The sequence below is a fragment of the Aestuariibaculum suncheonense genome, from assembly GCF_014596935.1.
GTDB classification, from domain to species: domain Bacteria; phylum Bacteroidota; class Bacteroidia; order Flavobacteriales; family Flavobacteriaceae; genus Aestuariibaculum; species Aestuariibaculum suncheonense.
Genome location: NZ_JACVXC010000001.1, coordinates 116,176 through 138,343, shown reverse-complemented (window position 1 = coordinate 138,343; position 22,168 = coordinate 116,176). Strand labels below are relative to the sequence as shown.

Sequence of the window (22,168 nt, the reverse complement as noted above, 5' to 3'; positions counted from 1 at the left end):
ATATAGCAAAAATTATAATATAATAAATCTCTAAAGTATAAGAAGAAGAATTATAGTCATAACTTAATAAAATGGAGACAGAACCTTAAAAGTGCTTAAAAAGCATTCCTGTTTTTATTTTGAAACCCATTATTATATAGCGAACAAAGAGCAGGCTAATTTCCAAAAGCCTACTCTTTATTTGTTCCTCTTTACAATTTCCCTACTAAGGGTAACCTAATTTCATTTTAACGCAACAAAATATCTGAAAACAAATGGTTGTCCTTAACCAACTTGTGTTATTCCTTTATATATTCTCAATAAAACTTTCCAGATTCAGGTAAAGTATATTTGGTAATGACAGGCTTTCCAAATCCTTTAAATGAATAAATAGTATTAGGATTGGCATACCTAGGTCCCTCATTTTTATAATTTGTAATATTGTTTACAAGAATATTGTCATCTCCTGGTGGTTTGTGTCCATATTCTGCAGCCCCTGTTCCAAATATGTCCCAACCGTGCCAAGTTGGAAGATAGATTTCAGTCTTCTCCACAAGATTTCTACCTTTATCTCCATTGTGAAAATTCACATCGCCTTCTATATAGCAATCCGATATAACATTGTAACTAGCCCCTTGCTGAATAGCCAAATGCCTAATTCTCTTTATAGTTTCACTCATAATTAAATTATACTTACCCCTAATATCATAATACCCATTACCGGAACCACCTTTGTTAAAACACCTATCTATATAATTACCTTTAAGTGTATTATGTTCTCCTGCAACCAAAATAGGGTCTGTTCCTGAATTTAATATTTTACAATCAGTAACCCAACAATTTTTGGCAGACGATGTTAATGCTACCTGCCTTACATATAGATCGGTTTGTCCATCAGGATCATTTTCAAAACACTCACCACACCAGTATCCGGTTAACCATGTTTCCCTGTCTTTGGGCTCAAAACCCTCTACTTTATAATTAATAGTTAAATTTTCTAAACCCGCATAAGAGACTGCATCAAAATTTATGGTATTTTTCTTACCTTGACTCCAGTAGGACCTTATTAGGGAATTAATAACGACATCATCTTTGTTTTCTCCACGTAAAACAACATTGCTTTTAAGGTTTAAAGTAGTATATACCGGATATTGCCCAGATTTTAACACTACTACACCGCCTCCTGTAGCCGCAACTTCATCAATTGCTGTTTGAATATCGTCACCTTGTGTTAAGGTTTTTACAACCTGTAAACCACTTGGAATACCTCCATCAACACCTACTTTGGCGAATTCGGCAATAAGACTTTCTATTAGTACCTTGCCATCATCGACTACTTCTTCTGGTTGTTCTTCAACTTGATTATCACCAGAGCAATTAACAAATAAAATTGTGACAATTAACAAGCTAAAAAAATGTGATAACTTTTTTTTCATTTTACTTTTCATTTAAAACTAAGATTTAAAATTTAATGAGCATAAGAACGTTTTATTTTGCTGGTAGTTCTTTGCAATTGACCAACGTAACTAATCTATTTTAAGGGTATTATTATTCTTTCTCAAACTTTTAAACAGACCTGCTACCAGTATTACTTTTGTATAATTCAACAATAAAAATGCCTTTGTTCAGATCTTGAACATCCATAATAATTTAGCGCTTGATAAGAGTTGTACTCTAGACAAATCAAAAGTTAGGAAGACTTATCTTTGATAGCTACCTCCATCTCTTTTTATTTCAAGGTTTGTAGATTGTCCAGAATTGATATAACCACAAGTTCCGCTCCTTACGTGAGCATCTCCTCTGGGCATCAATTCTAATGTATCTGTAGCATACCAATCTTCTTTTAAGGTGTTCCATTTGTCTAAAGCACTATCAATCCAATCGGGTTTAGCCCCTAAACGGTGTTCCAATTGCGCTTCATACAGAGATGCTATGCTTACTTTTGTACCGTTACTTTCTTCGTACTTAACCTGAGCCGGATCAAAAGTTGTAGAAGCCTTACCATGGTACCCCACTATAATGGGATTTACAATAGATAAACCGCAGTAATCACCTCCACAATCATTCCACAAGTTAACTTTTGTAGAACTACTGTCTGTTCTTTTAACATTCCATAGGGTAAGCCCCGTAAGATGGTTAGGGAGGTTTACATAATTGCCACCAGCACCACTTACCCAACTCATGGTATATAAATCCACAAGGTTAGTTCTTGGCATACTACCATGTAAATCCATACCATATTTTTTAGGAGCATATATTCTCCAAACCACCGATCCACAGGTTTCATCAGACATGTCTGCACCGTGCCACTGGCCTGAGGAGGTATTGTCCCAAATTAAACCTTGCAATATTCTTGTAGAGCCATCATCGACAATAGAGAGGGCATGACCACTATTACCATCTACCAAAATGTTTAAAATGGAGGAAGCATAAGATGAAGCTGTAATTTTTACAGAGTTACTTACACTAGAAAAACGACTTCGTCTTACCCATGAATGTGCCACTCCACTCATTTTTAACGCTTTCCAACCATAATCGTGAATATAGTCCTTATGATGGACAAAAGTCTCTAAAAAATTAGCCTTGAAATGGATGTCCTCAAAGCCACAATTCTCAAGTAACGTAAAAGTTTGTGCTTTCCAATGGTGTGCTGAATTTATATTATCAATTATAGGATCCTTAAAATATACCTTCTTATGAGCTATGTCAATCGATTCTATTTCGTGGATTTCCTGTAAGGACACTCCATTATTAATAATGGTTGTCCAAATGCTTCTAGGCCTTTTACCTTCTAAATACACATTATTGGCAGCTGTGTTAGCATTCATTACCAAACGGCAATATTTTGCTTTTAAAAAAAGTACCGGGTTGTCTACATAAATAAAATTATCACCCCGCCTAGAATCTTTAGTAATTGATGTACTTTCTACAGCAGGCATGTTTACAGGGTTAAATACAAACATGGGAACATTGTCCCAAGGCAACACTCTAGAAGGCAAGCGCATATAATTTTTCATATTTATGATGGTTCCCCCAGGAACAGAGCCACTTCCTTTCAAAATAATATTTGAGGAATTGATGGTGATGGGAGAAGTTTTATTGGGGTCTGTATTGACCAAGTATTCTCCAGCAGGAAAAAACACAATCCCGCCACCATTTGTTTCGGCTGCATCAATAGCAGCCTGTATAGCCTCTTGATCCGAGTTTTCATCATTTGGAACAGCACCGTAAGCCGGATCGGTAACATCAAAAACAGGATATACAAAAGTTTCCGGTATGGCCATTTCCCCCCTCATATAGCCTGCGTAGGAATAATTGGGAAGTACAGGAATGTTAGGCTCTGCTATTTCCCCTGTATATCGTTTCCATATTTGAGGTGTTTGTGCCATAATTTTACAAACACCACTATTTATAAACACTATTAAAGCTATTATAACTATATTTTTTTGAGTATAAACTGCTTTCATAATTGGGTGGGGTTTGCTATTAATTTCGATTCTAAACAAAGAAATAAACGATATTTAAAAAAAAAGAGCAAAATTAACTTTAAGATAGGGGGTATATCATTCTTTTTAAACTTGGAACCCTTTACTGAAGGCTTCTCAAATCTATATAAGGCCTTAATAAATTTAGTTATTATCCTTAAATAGTACAAGTTCTCAAAGAGATTCTTTTTATAGAAAAAAGATACCACAAGGGAATATATAACGCTTAAATTAGGCTTTCAAAACAAAAAGCAATCGTAAGCATTCCTGCTTACGATTGCTAAAAATTATTTAAACAGAATCGAAATAGTTGTTACTTCTTCACAAATCTCACAACCTTTCTATTTGTCGCACTATAGTTAAGTAACTCTAAAAAATAAATTCCTGTTTTTATATTTTGAACGTCAATAGAAATTTCTTTTTGGTTGATGCTTTTCATTGTTTTAATTACCCGACCTCCTAAATCTGTTATAGTATAAGAACGGATAGTCTCGCCCCATTTTAAATTCAAATAATCCTTAGTCGGATTTGGAAAATAACCAAAGTAATCAGAGGGGATATCTGATTTTAAATCAGCTATCGACATTTCAAGTTCAGCAGATATCTTTGTAGAAGATTGCTTACTTGAATTCCCTTCGGACAACTCTAAAATTAATTTAGGCACACCACTTCCGGATTCACTTGAATTATAAACCACCCATGCATTACTGGCTGTACTTAACTGAATGGAAAGGTAACCATCTCCAGTACGTTCATTTTCGGCCTGTGCGGTCACGTCCCAAAGCATTGTCGTACCAGTTTGACTAACAATTTGGCTATCTAGAAGTGTACTAGACAAAGGTTTGTTGCTCCAGTTAATAGTAGTTTCTGACCAACTATCGTCTGACACAAATTTTAAATCATGGATTACATTAGTGGCTGGATCTACGCCCGTTTTAGGAACTAGTTGTAGTTTAGCACTCACAATCTGATCGCTAATAGAAGACAGATTAAATTTTAAGTAAGCTTCTCTAGTATATTCTGCACCATCATTTTTTGCTATCAAATCTGTATCGTTAAAAGTAGTGTTAGTATAGCTACCAGAACGAGCATAGGCGTCCTCTTCCGCTAATAATTCTATACTGGAAGTACTGGAAGTTCCGCCAATCACTAAAACTGGCCTTACATTAGTATCTTGATGTTCTTTAGAAAAAAAGCTGCCATAAACATTCGAACTAACTCCCGTTAGTTCTAAAGACAAAATGCCATCGCCATTAATTTCGCTTTGAACCTGGCTAATAATATCCCATTCTAATGGTCCTGACCCACCTGGCTGAATACCCAACGAATTGGAAGCTGTAGGCATATTGTTCCATGTAATACTCGTTTCGTTCCAATTATCGTCACTCACATATTTTAAATCGTAATCTGTAGCCCCGGGGCTATCTGGAGTTAGCCTCAGCTTAGCACTTGAAATGTTTGTTAAGGCAGAAACATCAAATGATAAAAAAATCTTTCTAGCTTGTTTTCCGCTAGCATTTTTCACTTCCATACTAGTTAAGCTCCCGTAGTTTGTGTTTCCAAAAGAACCACTTCTTACATGTGCATCATTAATAGGTTCAAGTGTAGATTCTGTAGGTGTAGGTGGTGGTGGAACAGTTGCATACCATTCTGTCCTTAAGGTATCCCATTCGCTAATAGCAGCATCTACCCATGCTGGTTTGATTCCTAAACGGAATTCCAACTGTGCTTCATATAAAGATTCAATGCTTACTTTAGTTCCGTTACTTTCTTCGTACTTAACATTGGACTGTACGAAAGTCGTTGAGCTATTACCATGATAACCAACAATAATGGGGTTGACTACTGTGAGCCCACAATAATTACCTCCACAGTCATTCCATAAATCGAGTGTTAAAGATGAGGTTCCCGTTCTTTTTATATTCCACATGGTAAGTCCAGTAAGATGGTGAGGGAGGTTTACATAACTCCCCCCAGCTCCACTTTCCAATACCATAGTATAAAGGTCTACTAAGTTTGTTCTTGGCATACTAGCATGTAAATCCATACCTCTGCCCTTTTGGGCATCTATTCTCCACACTACCGATCCGCAGGCTTTACCAGACATATCTGATCCATGAAATTGCCCCGAGGAGGTATTATCCCAAATTAACCCTTGAAGAATTCTGGAAGAACTACCATCAACTATAGATAGTGAGTGTCCACTATTACCGTCTACCAAAATATTTAAAATAGATGAGGCGTAAGAAGAGCCCGTAAATTTTACCGAATTACTAAGATCACTAAATCTACTTCGCCTAACCCAAGAATGGGCTGCTTTATTCAATCTTATGGCTTTCCATCCATAGTCATGGATGTAATCTTGATGATGTACAAAACTATCTGTAAAGTTTGCCTTAAAATGGATATCTTCAAATCCGCAATTTTCTAAAAGGGTAATCGTTTCAAGCCTCCAATTATACGACGCATTGACATCATCTATTATGGGATCTTTTAAATAAACACGGTTATTTGCCAAATCAACCGATTCTATTTCATGGGTTTCGCTTAAAGCAACTCCATTGTTAATAATGCTTGTCCAAATACTTCTGGGTGTTTTACCATCCAAATAGTCGTTATTGGCTGCTGTATTGGCATCCATTACCAACTTGCAGTACTTTTCATTTTGGAACAATTGAGGATTATCCACATAAATAAAATTATCCCCGCGACTGGCATTTTGCGTAACATTTGCTGTATTTATGCTGGGACTATTAACAGGAGTAAACACAAACATGGGTTTGTTATCCCAAGCCGATACTCCAGAAGGCAACCGCATATAGTTTTTCATATTAATAATGGTTCCTCCCGGAGTAGATCCACTACCTTTTAGAATGATATTGGAGGAATTAATAGTAATGGGTGATGTGTTATTAGGGTCTGTATTGACTAAATATTCACCCGGGGGGAAAAACACAATCCCACTTCCGTTTGCTTCAGCCGCATCAATAGCAGCCTGTATAGCAGCTTGATCAGAATTTGCGTCATCTGGAACAGCACCATAAGCCGGATCGGTAACATCAAAAATAGGATAAGTAAAAGTTTCTGGTATGGCCATTTCGCCTCTCATATAGCCTGCATAGGAATAATTGGGAAGTACAGGAATATTAGGGTCTGTTATTTCCCCTGTATATCGTTTCCATATTTGAGGTGTTTGCGCTTGAACCCTGTAAATGCCAATACTTATAAATAGTATCAAGACCGTTATAAGGGATCTCCTTTGGGTAAAAGTTGTTTTCATAAAAAAGTGGTTTAGTTGGTTGTTAATTATTTAATTTTTAAATACTTATACCTTAAGCATAATGTCAAAGAAAAAAATAATTTAAAAAATAAAAGGGGAAAATTAGGTTTAAGTTAGGAGGGATATCATTTTTTATTCCCTTAAAGTCAATACTGGTAGGGCATTACTAATTTATTGATCTGTTAATGTCGCTCTTTTAATTGTATATGACGACTTTTAAACATTTCTTTAAAAACATGATGAGCATCCATACTTATAGAAAACAAGTTACCCAATTACTATTACTAGACAGTGGTTATATATACCTAAACATAGTTTTAAATAGATAAACAAATGGCTTGTTTATTAAAATGAAAAAAACCACGGTACACATTAGGCTTAACCCCCAATAAGTACCATGGTTTTTACTAAGTAGCAACCTATAAGCTTGTCAAGCCCTTAACATGCTCTCAATTAATTATTATTCTTCTTCCCAAAATTCCCAGCTCAAGCTTGGTAATGATGGACACAGTATGGCTCCTTTTTGTTCTCCAATTTCGACACCCATGGTGTTTTCTCCTCTTTCAAATGGCGAATATCTGTACCCTTTCCATTTAGCGTTTGCTATACCAGTATTTATTTTAAATGTATATTCTTCACTGGTACGGTTAGAAACCACAATAGTATGCTTACCGTTTGGCTTAACAAAAGTTAATATTCGGGCATCCTTATTATAACTATCTTCAACTAAGTCGATCACCTTACAGTCCCAAGGCATCCTTTTCACAAAACTTCCAACAGCATTCCAGTTAAAATCGTTATAGATCCAATGTCCCGGTTTTAAATTAGCCGCAGCTTGTTCTAATTTTAAAGCTTCAGAACGGATCTTTATAGGACTATTAATACCAACCTCTACCTTAAAGTCTTTAAATTCTGATTCTAAAAAAATAGCATGCGGAGCTCCATAAAATCCATTTGCTTCTCCGTTATGCTCTGCTATTCTTTGATCTCCTTCTTTTAAGGTTTTTTTATAGACAAGATCATTACTATTTTCACTATCTAATTTAATATCTGTTAGCTCCCATCCATCTGGAACATATTCTCCCTTTTGCTCAACCAGCATATAGGCTGTAGCCGGCCTATTAATAATAAAACTAAAATTTAAACCAGGGGCTTTGTTTGTTTTACGTTGAACATTTAAAAACTCCATAGTTTTAAATTTATCGGGAAGATTTACAATTTCGGGGCCACCAACCCAACGGTGATAAGCATTAGATGTAGCTTTTTGATGATTTTCTTCTAAAGATTTCCAGAACCCCAATGAATACCCGCTAGCTTCAGAATTTTTAAAAGGCTTAAGGGCATGAATCCAATACCATGATGGATTTTCACCTATCTGAAACGAATTCATAATATGTTGTACGGTATTTAAACAGCGTTCTGGGGTCGCTCCACCTGTTAAATATTCATATTCATTTTGAAACCAAGGTTTATATGGCAAACTATCGTTAATACGTTTGCCTACACTTTTTACTGATTCAGAATCCCAGCCAACCGTGTGCACTACATAGGCATCTACCAATGAAGCCACTTCTGGATCAGACATAAATGGCCCAATTTTCCCAGGGTATTTATTTTCGGTATCACTTATTAATAAAATTGAAGGGTCGTAGTTTCTAATCGCTTTTGCTGCAGCAACATAAGCCTTAACATAATCCTCTTTAGAAAAATACTTACAGGTTGAATATTGTTGGTTATTAGATACCATTGGCTCGTTTTGAAGTCCCCACTTCAAAGGTTTAATACCAGCTTCTTTTAAGGTTTGTAAATCGGTCACACAAGCTTCTGCAAAATCGTTTAAAAACCTTAAGGTATCGCCTTTGTATATAGGATCTGTGCCAAAATCGGGACCAAAACAACGTAGTGTATTGTATTTATCTGCACCTCCTTTGCCTAAATAACTATTATTGGCTTTCCAAAATGGAGCTGGCGACCAGTATTCCAAGGAAACACCTTCAACTCCGGCAACATCAATCATTTCTCTTAACTCTTCCAGCTGTTCTGGCCAACGTGGTTGTAAGTATTTAGATTCCGCATCTAATCCTCTCCAATACAACCCTCCTGCGATTCTGCAGTACCGAAAGCCTTTTAGCATTTCAGTAGCAAATCGCTCTCTTTCTTGCTTGGTTAAATCATGAGGTACAGCATGCTTGTCTTCTGGTAACCCTGTATTTCCTGAACCGATAGCATCACTCTGAATTTCGAATCCAATACCCCAAACCGTTTGTTTTATTTTATCTGGATAAATAGTTACATTATTATTGGCAACGATTTGCTTGGTAGAATTAGAATGACATCCAATAAAAATTAATGCGACAAAAAATATTAATGCTCTTTTCATACTATAAATGCTATTATTATTAAAATAATAAATGAATATCCGTAATAAGTAAAGTAAATACTGTTTAAGGTCAAAACAAACTTCAATATATACTTCTTTTGTTAAAGATAAAGTACTCTCTACTAATTAAAATAGCTCTCCAACATGATTACTGTTGGAGAGCATAACTAACAAATTAATATCCGTCGTTTTGGGTCAAGTTTTTGTTTAGCAACCTTTCACTTGCTGGTATAGGCCATAAATATTGCCTTTCTGGGAAATCTGTATCTACAAGAATTCTACATAAATTGGCATCTAACAATGCTGTAAAATCAGGCAACCCATCTTGGTCATCAATTTCTGGCACCAATCCCCAAAAATATTTACCTGGATTAACCACATTATCCATAAGAGGTCCTGTTGGCACTACATTTGGGTTTGTATTGGTTGACACAGCCAACTGCCCAATAATACCTCTAGACAATGCTTTTTCTGCTAACCTCCATCTTATTAAGTCCATATAACGTAACCCTTCGTTAGCAAACTCCATACGTCTTTCATTTCTTAACTCTAACCTTAACTCATTTTGATTGGTTGTGGTAACCAATGGTGCTGATTTTCCAGTACCATTGTAAGCTCTTGATTTTACTTCATTGATAGCGTCCAGTACCGTTTGATCAATTTGATTTAATTCAATTTTAGCTTCGGCATATATTAGGAGTACATCTGCATAACGCATCCAAATTAAATTACTATCTTCTATATAATCTAACCAGCCTTCATCTACACCCTTTTTCCAACCTAATCCGTTGAATGACGCAAATCCTGCTACCGATTGAGTATCATTATTTCTTCTTAAATTACCCGTAGTGTAATCTAACACCTGTTTACGTAAAGGATGCGGTGTATATTCTATGCCTAAATTATTATATCCAGAGCTTGGATCCAATCCGTCACCATCCTCTAATGAACCAAAAGGAATAATGGTCATGGCACAACGCGGATCTCTATTTTTAAATGGATTCAAAGGATCAAATAACGGTGATTCATCAATTGGCAAGCCATCGGTACATTCAAAAGATGCCAATAATTCCCAAGTCGGGTTTCTAGCTAAATACCCCCCTAAATTTCTTTGAAGAAAATCTTGCACCATCCAGTTTGTAGTTTCTGCTTCACCTAAATCTACACTTCTTGGAATTTGAAATATTATTTCGTCAGAACTTCTTGTTGCTGTTTTAAAAAGTTCCCCAAAATTTGGGTGTAAATCATAAACCCCTAGGTCCATACACCCCTTGGCAGCCGTGGCAGCCGTAGCATAATCGTTTTGGTAAATAGCTGCACGGGCTTTTAAGGCATAGGCCGCTCCTTTTGTTAAATAGTCGCGATCTACCTGTTCTACAGGTAACCCGGCAATGGCAACATCAAAATAATTATAAATTTTTTGAAGGATTTCACTTTTACTGGTTCTTGATATCACAAACGATTCCTCAATTGATAATTCTTCTTCATAAAAAGGAACATCGCCAAAATGATTGATCATCCAAGACCAATAAGCACCTAATATACAAGACGCTTCTGCCTTATAAGTTTCCTTATCCTGAGGGGTTAAAACACTTGTATCCTCTTCAATCTTTTTAAGCACAACCAACATTCTGGTAATGCCTTTATACATAGCGGTCCAAGTATTTATGGCATGGTCATACTCCGATGAAATAGACCCTTGCTTTACTGGCTCTAATAAAGTTCGACGCATAAAATCATCATCAAACCCATTTTGCGATTTATCAAAAATCCAAAAACCAGATCTATATCCTTCATTTAGCCCTTGTCTAAATTGCTCCTTTGTTTGGTAAAAGTTTCCTGAACTTGCCACATCTGGTTGCGACAAATCCAATTTCGTACATGAAACAGCCATAAAAGCCAAAACCAAACTTAACTGTATTTTATATATATATGTTTTCATTTTTAACTATTTTAAAAATTAGCTTTTATTCCAAAAATGTAAGACTTGGTAATTAAATAACTACCTCCTCCTTGTTCTGGATCAATACCCTCTGGCAACTTATCGAATGTAAACAAATCGTTTCCAGAAACATAAAGCCTAAGACTTGAAATCCCAATACTCTTTAAACTTTTGGAAGGGATTGTATACCCTAAAGTGATATTTTTAATTCTTAAATAGGAAGCGTCCTTTAAATAAAAATCAGAAAACCTGTAGTTGTTCCCTCCCGATGTTTTGGACAATCTTGGATAAATTGCGTTTAAGTTTTCTTCTGGTGTGTTATAGGCGCTCCAATAGTTACCGTCCAATAACTGAGGAGGAGACAACCAGTCTTCTTTAAACGGTCTAATAAAAGATGTTCCAATGTTTTTCAAGTATTTACCAACGCCTTGGAATGCCACTCCAAAATCGAAGCCCTTATACGCCAAATTAATATTCCCGCCATACTGGTACCTTGGCAGCGATCCTCCCAAATAGGTTCTGTCATGTTCATTTATTTTCCCATCTGGCTCACCATCCGGCCCACTTATATCTTTATATTTTATATCTCCAGGACTTACAACCCCACTTGTTACGGCAGAATTAACTACTTCATCCTGTGTTTGATAAATTCCATCTGATTGCAAGCCATACCATGTTCTAAATTCAACCCCTTGCTCTGAAATAGTATTTTCAGAAAATAACTGTTTGTCCGCTATATCTCCAATGATAGATTCAGAGTCGTATATATTAAACGAAGCAGAATACTTTAATTTACCAATATTATCTTTCCAGATGGCAGCGACTTCCCAACCTTTTGTATCCATACTTCCCACATTATCTGTTGGGTCTTCATAACCACTTAAGGCAGGTATACTTAAATCCAATAACATATCGGTAGTTTCTTTTTTGAAATAATCTGCCGTAACCGATAATTTATAATTGAACATATTTAAGTCCAAACCTAAGTTAAACGAGGTGGTCGTCTCCCAAGTAATATCTTCTACGGCAAGATATCGTTGTGCCGCTGTTCTAACAGACTCTACATTTGATCCATTGGAAATCAAAACATTTGAAAATTGCAATACCGATTGATACAGGTAATTACCCAACCTATCGTTCCCAAGACTACCATAAGTGGCCCTAAACTTTAAAAAGTCAATAGATCCCTTTAATGGTGCCATAAAATTTTCTTCAGAAACCACCCAGCCCGCTGCGACAGACGGAAAAGATCCCCATCGGTATGCTTTACCAAACCGTGATGAGCCATCTCTACGGATACTGCCTTGTATTAAATATTTTTTATCAAAATCATAAGCCGCCCTTCCAAACACAGAACGATAGGCATATTCATCCACATAGGTGTAATTATCTCTTTCAGGCCATGAATATTCTATATTAAAGACTCCATCAACAGGAGCTTGGCTTAAATAGGGATAATTATTGTCTAAATAAAAGCGACCATGGATTCCTAGTCTCTCGCTTTTAGAAGAAAACTCTTCATAGCCCAAGGTGGCACTCACATTATGTTTCCCAAATGAACTATCATAATTAGCCAAGGCTTGGGTAGTTAAGCTAAAATCATCCCTGCGGGTCTCCTTTAAACTAATTTGCGCATCATTGTGAGAAGATATATAACCTTCAGGATTTCCTTCTTGGTTAGGATTATCGAATGCCCAATACGGAATGGATTGGTTAAATTGTTTATATTTATTAAATCGATGTCTTGGAGCGATATTAAGAGACAGCTTTAAATCATTAATAGGATTAAAGTAAACTTCAAATCTTCCATAAAACAGGTAATTTTTATCTTTACTAAATCCACCTTCTTCTAGCCTCGCATAAACATTATCACCCGTTTTCCCTTCTGCAATTCTTCCATCCTGCCATAAAGCCGCATAAATAGGAGCAGACTCTATTGCTCTTATGGTTGGATCTGTAACAGGCCTATTATCATCGGTTAACCTAAAGCCGAAATCAAGATTAGCACCAAATTTATCAGACAGCTCCATACTATTGTTTAACCTCCCTGTAATTCTTGTCCAATCTCTATGGTTATATAAGGCATCCTGGGTTTCGTAACCAAAATTGGCCACAGATTTAATTTTATCTGTCCCTCCTGAAAAACTCACATTATGACGATAACCAGATGTGTTCTTCTTTAAAATTAAATCCCTCCAATTGGTATTTGGGTAGTTATCTGGATCTGTTTGGTTATTGGCCAAATAATTTGAGATAAAATCTTCATCATATTTTAGATATTCTTTTCCAGCTGCATTACCAGCATCGTTCCATTCCTGCTCATTAAACATCTCCAAATACCGTATTGCCCCAACTGTTCGCCTTACCTGAGTTGGTGTAATGGTAAAATATTCACCAGAATAAGAAGCAGTAAATTTGCCTGTTTTTGCTTTTTTAGTTGTAATAAGTATTACTCCAGCTGCAGCCCTTGACCCATAAATAGATGCTGAAGCCCCATCTTTTAAAACCGAAATAGACTCTATTTCATCTGCATTAACATCATTAATACTCCCCACAGGAATATTATCTACCAGTACTAAAGGTCCATTTTCACCTTGTAAGGTCGTAATACCACGTACCCTAATAGTATTACCCGATCCAGGTTCCGAATTACTTCTTGTAACACTTACACCCGAAACCGTTCCCTGTAATGCATTAGATACATTAGTAGTACTTCTAGCTATAATTTCATCTGCTTTCACTACTGAAACCGATCCGGTTAAATCCTTTTTACTTTGTGTTCCATATCCTACTACCACAACCTCATTAAGTTCTGACACATCCTCATTTAAAGTTATATTTACAGTAGAATTGCCATTAACCGCAAACTCTTGTTCAATAAACCCAATAAAACTGAAAACTAGGATTTCACCATCAGTTATATTAATTGAGTACTTTCCATCAAAATCTGTACTTACCCCTCTCGTTGTTCCTTTTACAACAATTGAAACTCCGGGAAGCGGAATCCCCGATTGGTCTGTAACTTTACCTGTTACTGTTCTTTGTTGAAGAACCTCGTTAAAATCGTTCACTGCATTCGTTTTAATTAAACCGTTCGAGGAAAAAACAGCCTCTGAACTGCCTAAAATTACTAGCAGTAAAATTTTAAATAACCCCTTGGTCATACAGGGTTTTCGATAAAAATTTTTCATAAGTTTGTAGTTTAGTGATTATTATTTTAATAATGGTTATTCAGGCCATTAAAGGCTGCAACCCTTTAATGGCCTTTTTTTTAATATACTCTTACTTCGTATATACAAGCTCTTGTATCTCCGTTGGTGCTTTTAATAATTATTTTAAGTTCATTTAGTTTAATTTTTTTAGTTAGTTTATGTTTTCTTTGACGTTGGTAATTATCTTTTACTGTGAGTAGTTTTTTCCACTTACCATTATCCAACCCCAAAATTTCATAATCTTTTGGACATTGAGGGTCTTTATAAAATGGTGCATAGGCATGATATTCGCGCAGTAAATGCCCTGGAAATGTTAATTCAATCAACTCAACTTCTTTTGCTTCATCCCAAGATAATTTTATCCATTGTTCTAGAGGCTGGTTAGCATCAGACATCCACACATTTGTATATTGATAGGGTCGTGTTACACCATTTATAACATTACTTGCCTTAAAGCAATCTTGCTCTGGAAACACCTTAAAACTTAGGGTATTACCATTATAATACCGTCTCATCTTTGTTTCTCCTATTTGATACATAGCTGTGTGACCAGGCACTATGCATCCGGCTTCCTTCCATTTTATGTTTTCATTAACCCCTAGATCGAGACGTATATATTGATTATCTAGAAGACCATTGCTTTCATTTAAATCTACATGCCAATCAACCCAGATATTTTCTCCTGTAGGAACTTTTAAAACAGTATTGGCAATGCTTGCACCTGGAATTACTCTGTAATCCCAAATATGCTGAATAGGAAATATCCAAGCTTCTACAAACTGTTCCTCATTTGACGTATTGGTAAGACATACCGAAATAGTTTGCAGCTTTGTATTTCCAATGGCTATTATTTGCCCTTTCTTAGTTTCTAAAACTTCATTATGATATTGCGGTTGATCTTTCCAAATAGCCAAACCGTTATGCATACCTTTAGACTCAGGACCAACACCAATTAACTTTTCGTTACTACTAGATGTGATAACTGCCGTTCTAGCAAAATCTAATGGGTCTTGATTTTTGTAATTTGGTAAAAAACAGCCATCTCTTAACAATTGCTGCTGAACTTCACTTATTGCATCTTTAGGCACATTTTTTAATGGCATATTTTTGTTAATAGCAACCGAGGCTGCTACACCAACTGCTTGTCCCATAACCGCTGTGGTTCCCATTACTCTTAAAGTTCCTAAAGCGGCATGAGTAGCACTTATATTTCTACCTGCCATCATAAGGTTTGTTACATCCTTGGCAATTAAGGATCTTAACGGAAAACCATATGGGCCACAATACGATTTTACCATATATTCGTTAAACGTATTATATTCTTCTCCTTCGGTTGCTGCCGATGCCTCAGCGTGTTGTGCTAACAATCCTCCAGGTGTATGCAAATCGACAAACCAACCACCAAAGCCAACTTCATCATCAAAAACGGTTTTGTTCTGGATATCATTTTCTGTTATAAGGTATTCGCCCATAATACGACGACTCTCTCTCTTACCAGGTACCTGCCCTATCCAATCTAAAGCATAATTTTTGGTTTGCTCCTTCATGATTGGATCATGATTTTTCATCCAGTCCCAAATTCCCAACGTATGTCTGGTTAATTCGTGACGGATTGTTTCATTATCATAGATGGTATGAAAGGGAACTCCTATTTCTATCCACCAATACCCGCCGCGTTTCTCCTTAGGGATTCGTCCTTGTTCATAAAAATAAGCAGGATCTTCGTGCTTCACCGCCCAATCTGGAGCTTTAAAAGGCACTGGTTTGCCCATATCTTTAGCTCTAAAATGAATTGAATTCCCCATGACATCACCACTTGCTTTTTCTGGCGCATGAACTTCATTAAACTCATCCCGTCCTTCACTTCCCATACGCCATTCGCAACCAGCCATATCTGCAATTACCCCATCTCCTGTACAATCAATAAATACTTCACCATTTATAGTTAGCTCTGTTTCAGCATTTTGAATATTAGCTACGACAGATTTAATAGTTTTATTATTGGGAGTTAATACAACATTTACGACCTCGGTATTTAAATAAAAAGTTAGTAACTCTTCTTTAACAGCCATATCGTACATAACCATATCCCAAACGCTATTTATCCAGCCATTTTCATAAATTTCTGCATGATTTATTGCGCGTTCCTCGATTAGCAATTCTGATATTATACCTGTCTCCCTTGCATAGGCATGAAAAGCAGCAGCCCCATGAATTGTAACTCCTATTTCTGAAGAACAATTACCTCCAAATACCGGCCTATTTTGAATTAAGCAGGTCTTCTTTCCTTGTCTGGCCGCAGCTACTGCAGCAGAAAAACCAGCCATTCCTCCACCACAAACAACAATTTGATAATCTTCAAATTTCTTATTCATTATTCTATATTTCTTTTTATTTCTATTCGTCTGATTGAAAACCAAATAACAACACTAATGAAAATAAGTGTGCTAAATAAAATCCATTGCGATACAATATTAGTTTCTGCAGTTATAGCAAGCATCATTACTATAAAGGCTAAAATCATAATGGCAACGGCCATAATCTTCCCTGGAAAAAGCGAAGGCTCCAATTTAATATTAGATTCTTCAACATGATCAATTTTGATGAACTTAGGACTCTGTGTCTTAATAGATATCTCAACTAAGGTTAATACTACAATGGGAACAATAACACCTGAAACGGCTTCAATAGTCCTGTTGTATGTTTTGAGCCACTCAACAAAAGCTGATGTGTTTTTAGATACAAACCAACCATTCTGTATTAATAAACCGTATTTAATTAAAATCAACATCACTGTGCTAACCATAATTGCAACGAAGACACCCTTTTCATTAATTCTAGAAGAAAACATTCCCCATATAACAGGTAAAACTGTAACACCTGCAACTAAAGCTGTAATCGATAAGACAATATCTTCAGCGCCCCCTAGTTTCGGTATTAAAATAGCCAAAAAGGTAACTAATGCTCCTAAAATCAATGTTAATAACCTACCCACTAAAACTTGTGACTTCTCACTAGCTTCTTTAAAAATGCGTTTATAAAAATCCTTGGTTAAAACTCCTGCATAAACATTAAGCTCTGAATCAATCATACTCACAGTTGCTGCGAACATGGATGCTATCATTAACCCTAATAACCCTTCAGGTAGGGCATATTTACAAGCCAAAACATAAGCTTGTTCGAAATTTGCCGATGAATCGACTACACGATACATCATGGGTGGAAGCATCCATATCACAGGACTAACCAAATACAAAACACCAAATAAATAAGTAGCCTTTTTAGCTTCCTTATTATTTGTTACACAAATAAATCTTTGAACGAAGGCCCATTCTCCTCCTATTTTAAACATATGAATAACCACCCATGCCGCCATAAAAACCCAAGTAAACTCTTGATTTACTGGATTGAAGAAATGATCAGGAAGTCCATTTAAAAAGACATTTACTCCTCCCATTTTAATAAAGCCCAGAGGTATTACCGAGATGACAGCTACCATTAAAATAACGAATTGTAAAACATCGGTTAACAATACGGCCCATAAGCCACCAAATATGGTATATAAGACTATAATAACACCACAAAACACTATAATCGTATTAACAGCACTAAGTCCTATATGATTTATAAAAAGTTGATTCCAGTTTGTCGGTATAATAGCCTCCAATACAACCGCTAAGGAATATAAGGCTACCGCCATCCCTAACAACCTATAAAGAATATTGAACCAGGTGTACACATTAAGAGCCCATTTTCCATAACGGAAATTTATAAATTCTGCCGCCGAAGACACCCCTAATTTTCGCCATTTTCCAGCTAAATAATGCCCAACAAATAAAGCACTTATCCCTAAACACATAGAAATGGTAACCGCCACAAAACCAGCCTTAAAGGCGATCCCTCCCCAAACCACAAAGGTTCCTGCTGAAAACATGGTCATAAAAGCAGAAAGTCCACTTAACCACCAAGAAGATTGATTACCTGCAGCAAAATAATCGGTTGAGTTATTAATTTTTCTACCTAAATATACACTGATAGCAACATTGCCGAGTATATACAAGAAAAACACTATAATATCTTTTAAAGCCATAATTTTATTGGTCTAACCTTTACTAGAAAGCACCTTGTTAGTACACTTCTCTATTAACTGCGCTTTCTCATTTAAAATCTTAATATAGTCTTCCATAGGCATTTCGTTCCCGATATGAGCCAATGCGATAGCTACATTTGAAGACACTCCTATCTTTACAGCTATACTCTTATTTCCAGAATACACAGTATTACTATAACCCTGTGCTCGGATTTTGTTTATTTTATCCATAAATTCATCAGAAGACTTAAAACCTGGAATATCACTTTTAAAATCGATAATTTCCTGAATCTGTTCATCTCTTTTCCCTGCAAGTAATTTAAGTCCGATACTCGAAAGCGTTGCTGGGAATAAATCGACCCTTCCTAATCCATCCATAGGTGAAATTCCTGGCTCCCAGTGGTAAGTATAAGCGACTTTATCTTTCCATAATACCCCCATGGCAACTACAACATTCAACTCCGTAAGTTCCACCAAATATTTAAGTGCTTTCTTTATTAAATAAGATCCATGTAAGATTTGTGCAGACAACACATGAATTGCAGGACCAAGCCTATATTTTTTATTTACAGACACCTCTGCAAAACCCTGATAAGCCAAGGTTTTTAAAATCCTGTTCACCTTAGTTCTTTCAATGCCTAAAGTTCTAGAAATATCAGCTCCTGACATCTGAACCTCAGCACCTGCCAGTAATTGCAAAACTTCCATACCATCAATAAGTCCTAAAATTGGTTGAGAAGGTAATTTTTCCATGTTTTATATTTTTGTTGCTATTATAGCAATTCAAAACTATAAATAATGATAAACAAAAGGAGGGGGTAAATCGATTTAAATTAGGGGGTAAATGAATAGGGCGGACAAACCAAGCATAGTAAACTAAGTGCTCAAAATCGATTCTTTTGAGGTAAAATTTAGTTCTATTTTTAATTCTTCATGCATCGATTCTCCCTTAATATCGTTACGGTGAGCTGTGTGAACAAGCCAATCCAAAATAGCAAAACCAATATTTCGTTCTCCTATCATTTTATTCCCTATTTTATACTACTAGTACTAGTGGTAGTAGTATAACTCAGTTAGAAAATTCATATCAAATTTCTTTGGAGGATAATCTTTGGTCTTAAACTTCCATTTCACAAAAGCTTTAATATCATTTTAACGTATTTCAATTTTCTCGTAGGTCACTTGCTTTATCTCAACTCCTATAAGCGTTATAATACGTTTTAAGTAACGTTCAGAGTATTCAATCACGTTGTATTCTTTAACTGTTTTAACGCCTTTATACAGGCTAAAAACATCATCTACAGTAAAAGCATTATCTTTAACGTGAAGCAATAATAAAGCCCTATTAATTTTAGTTTTAATAAGGCTTAACTGTGAGTTCATATAATCTACATCTGGTTCAGGGGGCTTTACAACTTGTTGCTTACTATCCCAATACTTTGGGTTGATAAAAATTCCTGTTGAAAATTCCATTCTGACCTTATTTATAGTCAATCTACACCGGATAGGACATTTACCAGAGGCATTAACTTTTGATTTATACAAAAGCATTCGAATATTTAGTTTCATTATTTTACATATTGATTAATTAAGTACTATTTTTTTAACTACTTTTAAGAATATCGTACACCTTCATTTCAGATTGAATGGATAAAAAAAGAAAAATCATAAAAGCAGCAAAATCCTTCATTAGAAGAAAAGGAGGAAAATCTATACGTATTCAAGCACTAGAATTATGCATACCACTAGATTTCTATAAAAAAGTTTGAGTCATAATTTGAAAAGAAGAGTAAGAGATAATACAATTCTATTTGAAAATGATTTATTAGTGATCAGTTATTTTATTAGTGATGTATTATGGATAATTCTTAATAAGAAAAAGTGGGGCTCTGAAAAAGAAAGAGCTAGAAAAGGTTATTTACTTAGACCTGAAGAGCATGAAGAACTTCTACATTATGTTGGCAAATCACTAAAAAAGCAAAATAATGTAACTTCTCAAATTTCTTACGAAGGAGAGAGCTCTGAAAACTCAATTAGACCAATAAAACATAGAAGTATGAGAACTCAATAAAACATATAAAACCTTAACCCTTTTCAATGGTACACCTTTTGAATTTTATGGTAAACCTAATAAAACACCTTTTTTTAATAAAACTTGGCAACTTGTCAATTTGAAGTGATATGGAGAAAGTATGGTAAATAAGGATAAACCCTTAATTTCACTCCACAAAAAAAGCCTCACATTTCTGTAAGGCTTAAATTTTGCTCCCCCTCTTGGGCTCGAACCAAGGACCCTTTGATTAACAGTCAAATGCTCTAACCAACTGAGCTAAGGAGGAGTGTTAATGTTTTGCTTTTGCTAAGCGGTTGCAAATATAAGACCCTTTTTGATATCTGCAAACATTTTTTAAAAAAATTTTAATTAAAAATTGCTTTAAAGATATCATTCCCGTTTGCAAACAACACTAACGCTATGAGAATGAAGAATCCAACCATTTGAGCGTACTCTAAAAATTTATCTCCAGGTTTTCTTCCAGAAACAATTTCGTATAGTAAAAACATAACATGGCCCCCATCTAAAGCGGGAATTGGCAACAAATTCAACACCCCAAGCATGATGGATAAAAATGCTGTAATACTCCAAAATACCTGCCAGCTCCAAAAACTTGGAAATATATCATAAATGGCTTTAAATCCACCAACTCCCTTATAAGCACCTGTACTTGGTGTGAAAATCGCACTCAACTGATCCCAGTAAGATACAATGCGCTCTTTAAACTTGGTTATCCCAACTGGAACAGATTCTAATAAACCATATTCTTTAGTTTCATAGGTATAATATCCTAAGGCTTCTAAAGTTTCTGGCGTCGATCTTCCCGCATAGACAAGACCCAACTTAGCATCTTCACTAATTTTTAAAAACACATTTGTTTCCGACTGTTCCCTTAAAACTGTTGCTGTTACTTCTTGTCCTTTAAATTGATTTAAATACCCTTTCACCTGATCGGCGTATCTAGTCTTATTACCGTTTACTCCAACGATAATATCACCTTTCTTTAATCCACTGTCTATATTAAATGATGTATCTGGTACTTGAACAACAACAAATGGTTCACGAAGACTTATAAATGATTTTTCTTTAGAATCGATTAGCTGCGCTAAAAAGTTTTCCGGTAAGGTCACAACAGATTCCACCCCATCCCGTTCGATAGTCACGGCTTTTCCAAACAATACTTTCTCAGGAATTTCAGAATACGTTTCTATTTTTTCGCCATCAACGGCTAAAATTTTATCTCCGGTTAATAACCCTGCCTTATTGGCTACAGTACTTTCAATTAAAAGTCCGTCTTTAATATTCGCATTTGGCAGGAACATATCGCCATAGAAATAGCTCATTCCAATATAGATTAGTATCGCTAACAGGAAATTTACGGTTACACCACCTAACATGATGATTAAACGTTGCCAGGCCGGTTTAGAACGGAATTCCCAAGGTTGTGGTTCCTGAGCCATTTGTTCGGTATCCATACTTTCATCTATCATTCCGGAAATCTTCACATACCCTCCAAGCGGTAACCACCCTATTCCGTATTCAGTCTCTCCAATTTTCTTTTTAAGCAATGAAAACTTTACATCGAAAAATAAATAGAACTTCTCTACTCGTGTTTTAAATGCTTTTGCTGGTATAAAATGCCCTAACTCGTGTAAAATAATAAGTAACGAAAGGCTCAGTAAGAATTGAGATATTTTAATAACAAACTCCATATAACTTCATTCAATTTTTTAATGTCGCCCAAAAG

13 protein-coding genes and 1 tRNA gene are annotated in these 22,168 nt (G+C 35.7%); 1 reads left to right on the top strand and 13 read right to left on the bottom strand.

Features of this window, described 5'->3' with window-relative positions; translation table 11 throughout:
* Positions 1-296: 296 nt before the first annotated feature.
* From ICJ84_RS00640 to ICJ84_RS00590, 11 genes are all read right to left on the bottom strand, one after another.
* Positions 297-1,415 carry a hypothetical protein gene (locus ICJ84_RS00640; protein WP_188214429.1) on the bottom strand — a complete coding sequence of 373 codons (1,119 nt, stop codon included), beginning with the start codon at positions 1,413-1,415 and terminating at the stop codon, positions 297-299.
* 264 nt (positions 1,416-1,679) lie between these two features.
* Complete coding sequence (locus tag ICJ84_RS00635) at positions 1,680-3,446, bottom strand: DUF4955 domain-containing protein (protein WP_188214428.1); 1,767 nt, start codon at positions 3,444-3,446, stop codon at positions 1,680-1,682.
* A gap of 331 nt (positions 3,447-3,777) precedes the next feature.
* Entirely contained in the window at positions 3,778-6,744 is a 2,967-nt protein-coding gene (locus ICJ84_RS00630) for a CBM96 family carbohydrate-binding protein (RefSeq protein WP_188214427.1), read from the bottom strand.
* A 460-nt stretch (positions 6,745-7,204) separates the two neighbouring features.
* Positions 7,205-9,124 carry a hypothetical protein gene (locus ICJ84_RS00625; RefSeq protein WP_188214426.1) on the bottom strand — a complete coding sequence of 640 codons (1,920 nt, stop codon included), beginning with the start codon at positions 9,122-9,124 and terminating at the stop codon, positions 7,205-7,207.
* Positions 9,125-9,299: 175 nt separating this feature from the next.
* Complete coding sequence (locus ICJ84_RS00620) at positions 9,300-11,066, bottom strand: RagB/SusD family nutrient uptake outer membrane protein (protein ID WP_188214425.1); 1,767 nt, start codon at positions 11,064-11,066, stop codon at positions 9,300-9,302.
* Between the two features lie 11 nt (positions 11,067-11,077).
* Positions 11,078-14,257 (bottom strand): SusC/RagA family TonB-linked outer membrane protein, encoded by a 3,180-nt coding sequence (locus ICJ84_RS00615; protein WP_188214424.1) that lies wholly within the window; start codon positions 14,255-14,257, stop codon positions 11,078-11,080.
* A gap of 80 nt (positions 14,258-14,337) precedes the next feature.
* Positions 14,338-16,653, bottom strand: coding sequence for an FAD-dependent oxidoreductase (locus ICJ84_RS00610; RefSeq protein ID WP_188214423.1), 2,316 nt, complete (start codon positions 16,651-16,653; stop codon positions 14,338-14,340).
* Positions 16,653-18,368 (bottom strand): sodium:solute symporter family protein, encoded by a 1,716-nt coding sequence (locus ICJ84_RS00605; protein WP_188214422.1) that lies wholly within the window; start codon positions 18,366-18,368, stop codon positions 16,653-16,655. The genes ICJ84_RS00610 and ICJ84_RS00605 overlap by 1 nt, the downstream gene beginning before the upstream one ends.
* 12 nt (positions 18,369-18,380) lie before the next feature.
* On the bottom strand, positions 18,381-19,121 hold the full coding sequence (locus ICJ84_RS00600; RefSeq protein ID WP_188214421.1) for a helix-turn-helix domain-containing protein: 741 nt from the start codon (positions 19,119-19,121) through the stop codon (positions 18,381-18,383).
* A 123-nt stretch (positions 19,122-19,244) separates the two neighbouring features.
* Positions 19,245-19,391 (bottom strand): hypothetical protein, encoded by a 147-nt coding sequence (locus ICJ84_RS00595; protein WP_188214420.1) that lies wholly within the window; start codon positions 19,389-19,391, stop codon positions 19,245-19,247.
* A gap of 129 nt (positions 19,392-19,520) precedes the next feature.
* Positions 19,521-19,919 carry an Arm DNA-binding domain-containing protein gene (locus ICJ84_RS00590; RefSeq protein ID WP_241748692.1) on the bottom strand — a complete coding sequence of 133 codons (399 nt, stop codon included), beginning with the start codon at positions 19,917-19,919 and terminating at the stop codon, positions 19,521-19,523.
* Between the two features lie 226 nt (positions 19,920-20,145).
* Between ICJ84_RS00590 and ICJ84_RS00585 the strand changes: the two genes are divergently transcribed.
* Positions 20,146-20,439 carry a hypothetical protein gene (locus ICJ84_RS00585; RefSeq protein WP_188214418.1) on the top strand — a complete coding sequence of 98 codons (294 nt, stop codon included), beginning with the start codon at positions 20,146-20,148 and terminating at the stop codon, positions 20,437-20,439.
* A gap of 194 nt (positions 20,440-20,633) precedes the next feature.
* Here ICJ84_RS00585 and ICJ84_RS00580 read toward each other — a convergent pair.
* Together ICJ84_RS00580 and rseP are read right to left on the bottom strand one after the other, a co-directional pair.
* Positions 20,634-20,707: transfer RNA gene (locus ICJ84_RS00580), tRNA-Asn, on the bottom strand.
* A gap of 79 nt (positions 20,708-20,786) precedes the next feature.
* The gene (gene rseP, locus ICJ84_RS00575) at positions 20,787-22,133 is read right to left on the bottom strand and encodes an RIP metalloprotease RseP (protein WP_188214417.1); all 1,347 of its coding nucleotides are present in this window, start codon (positions 22,131-22,133) and stop codon (positions 20,787-20,789) included.
* Between the last annotated feature and the right edge of the window lie 35 nt (positions 22,134-22,168).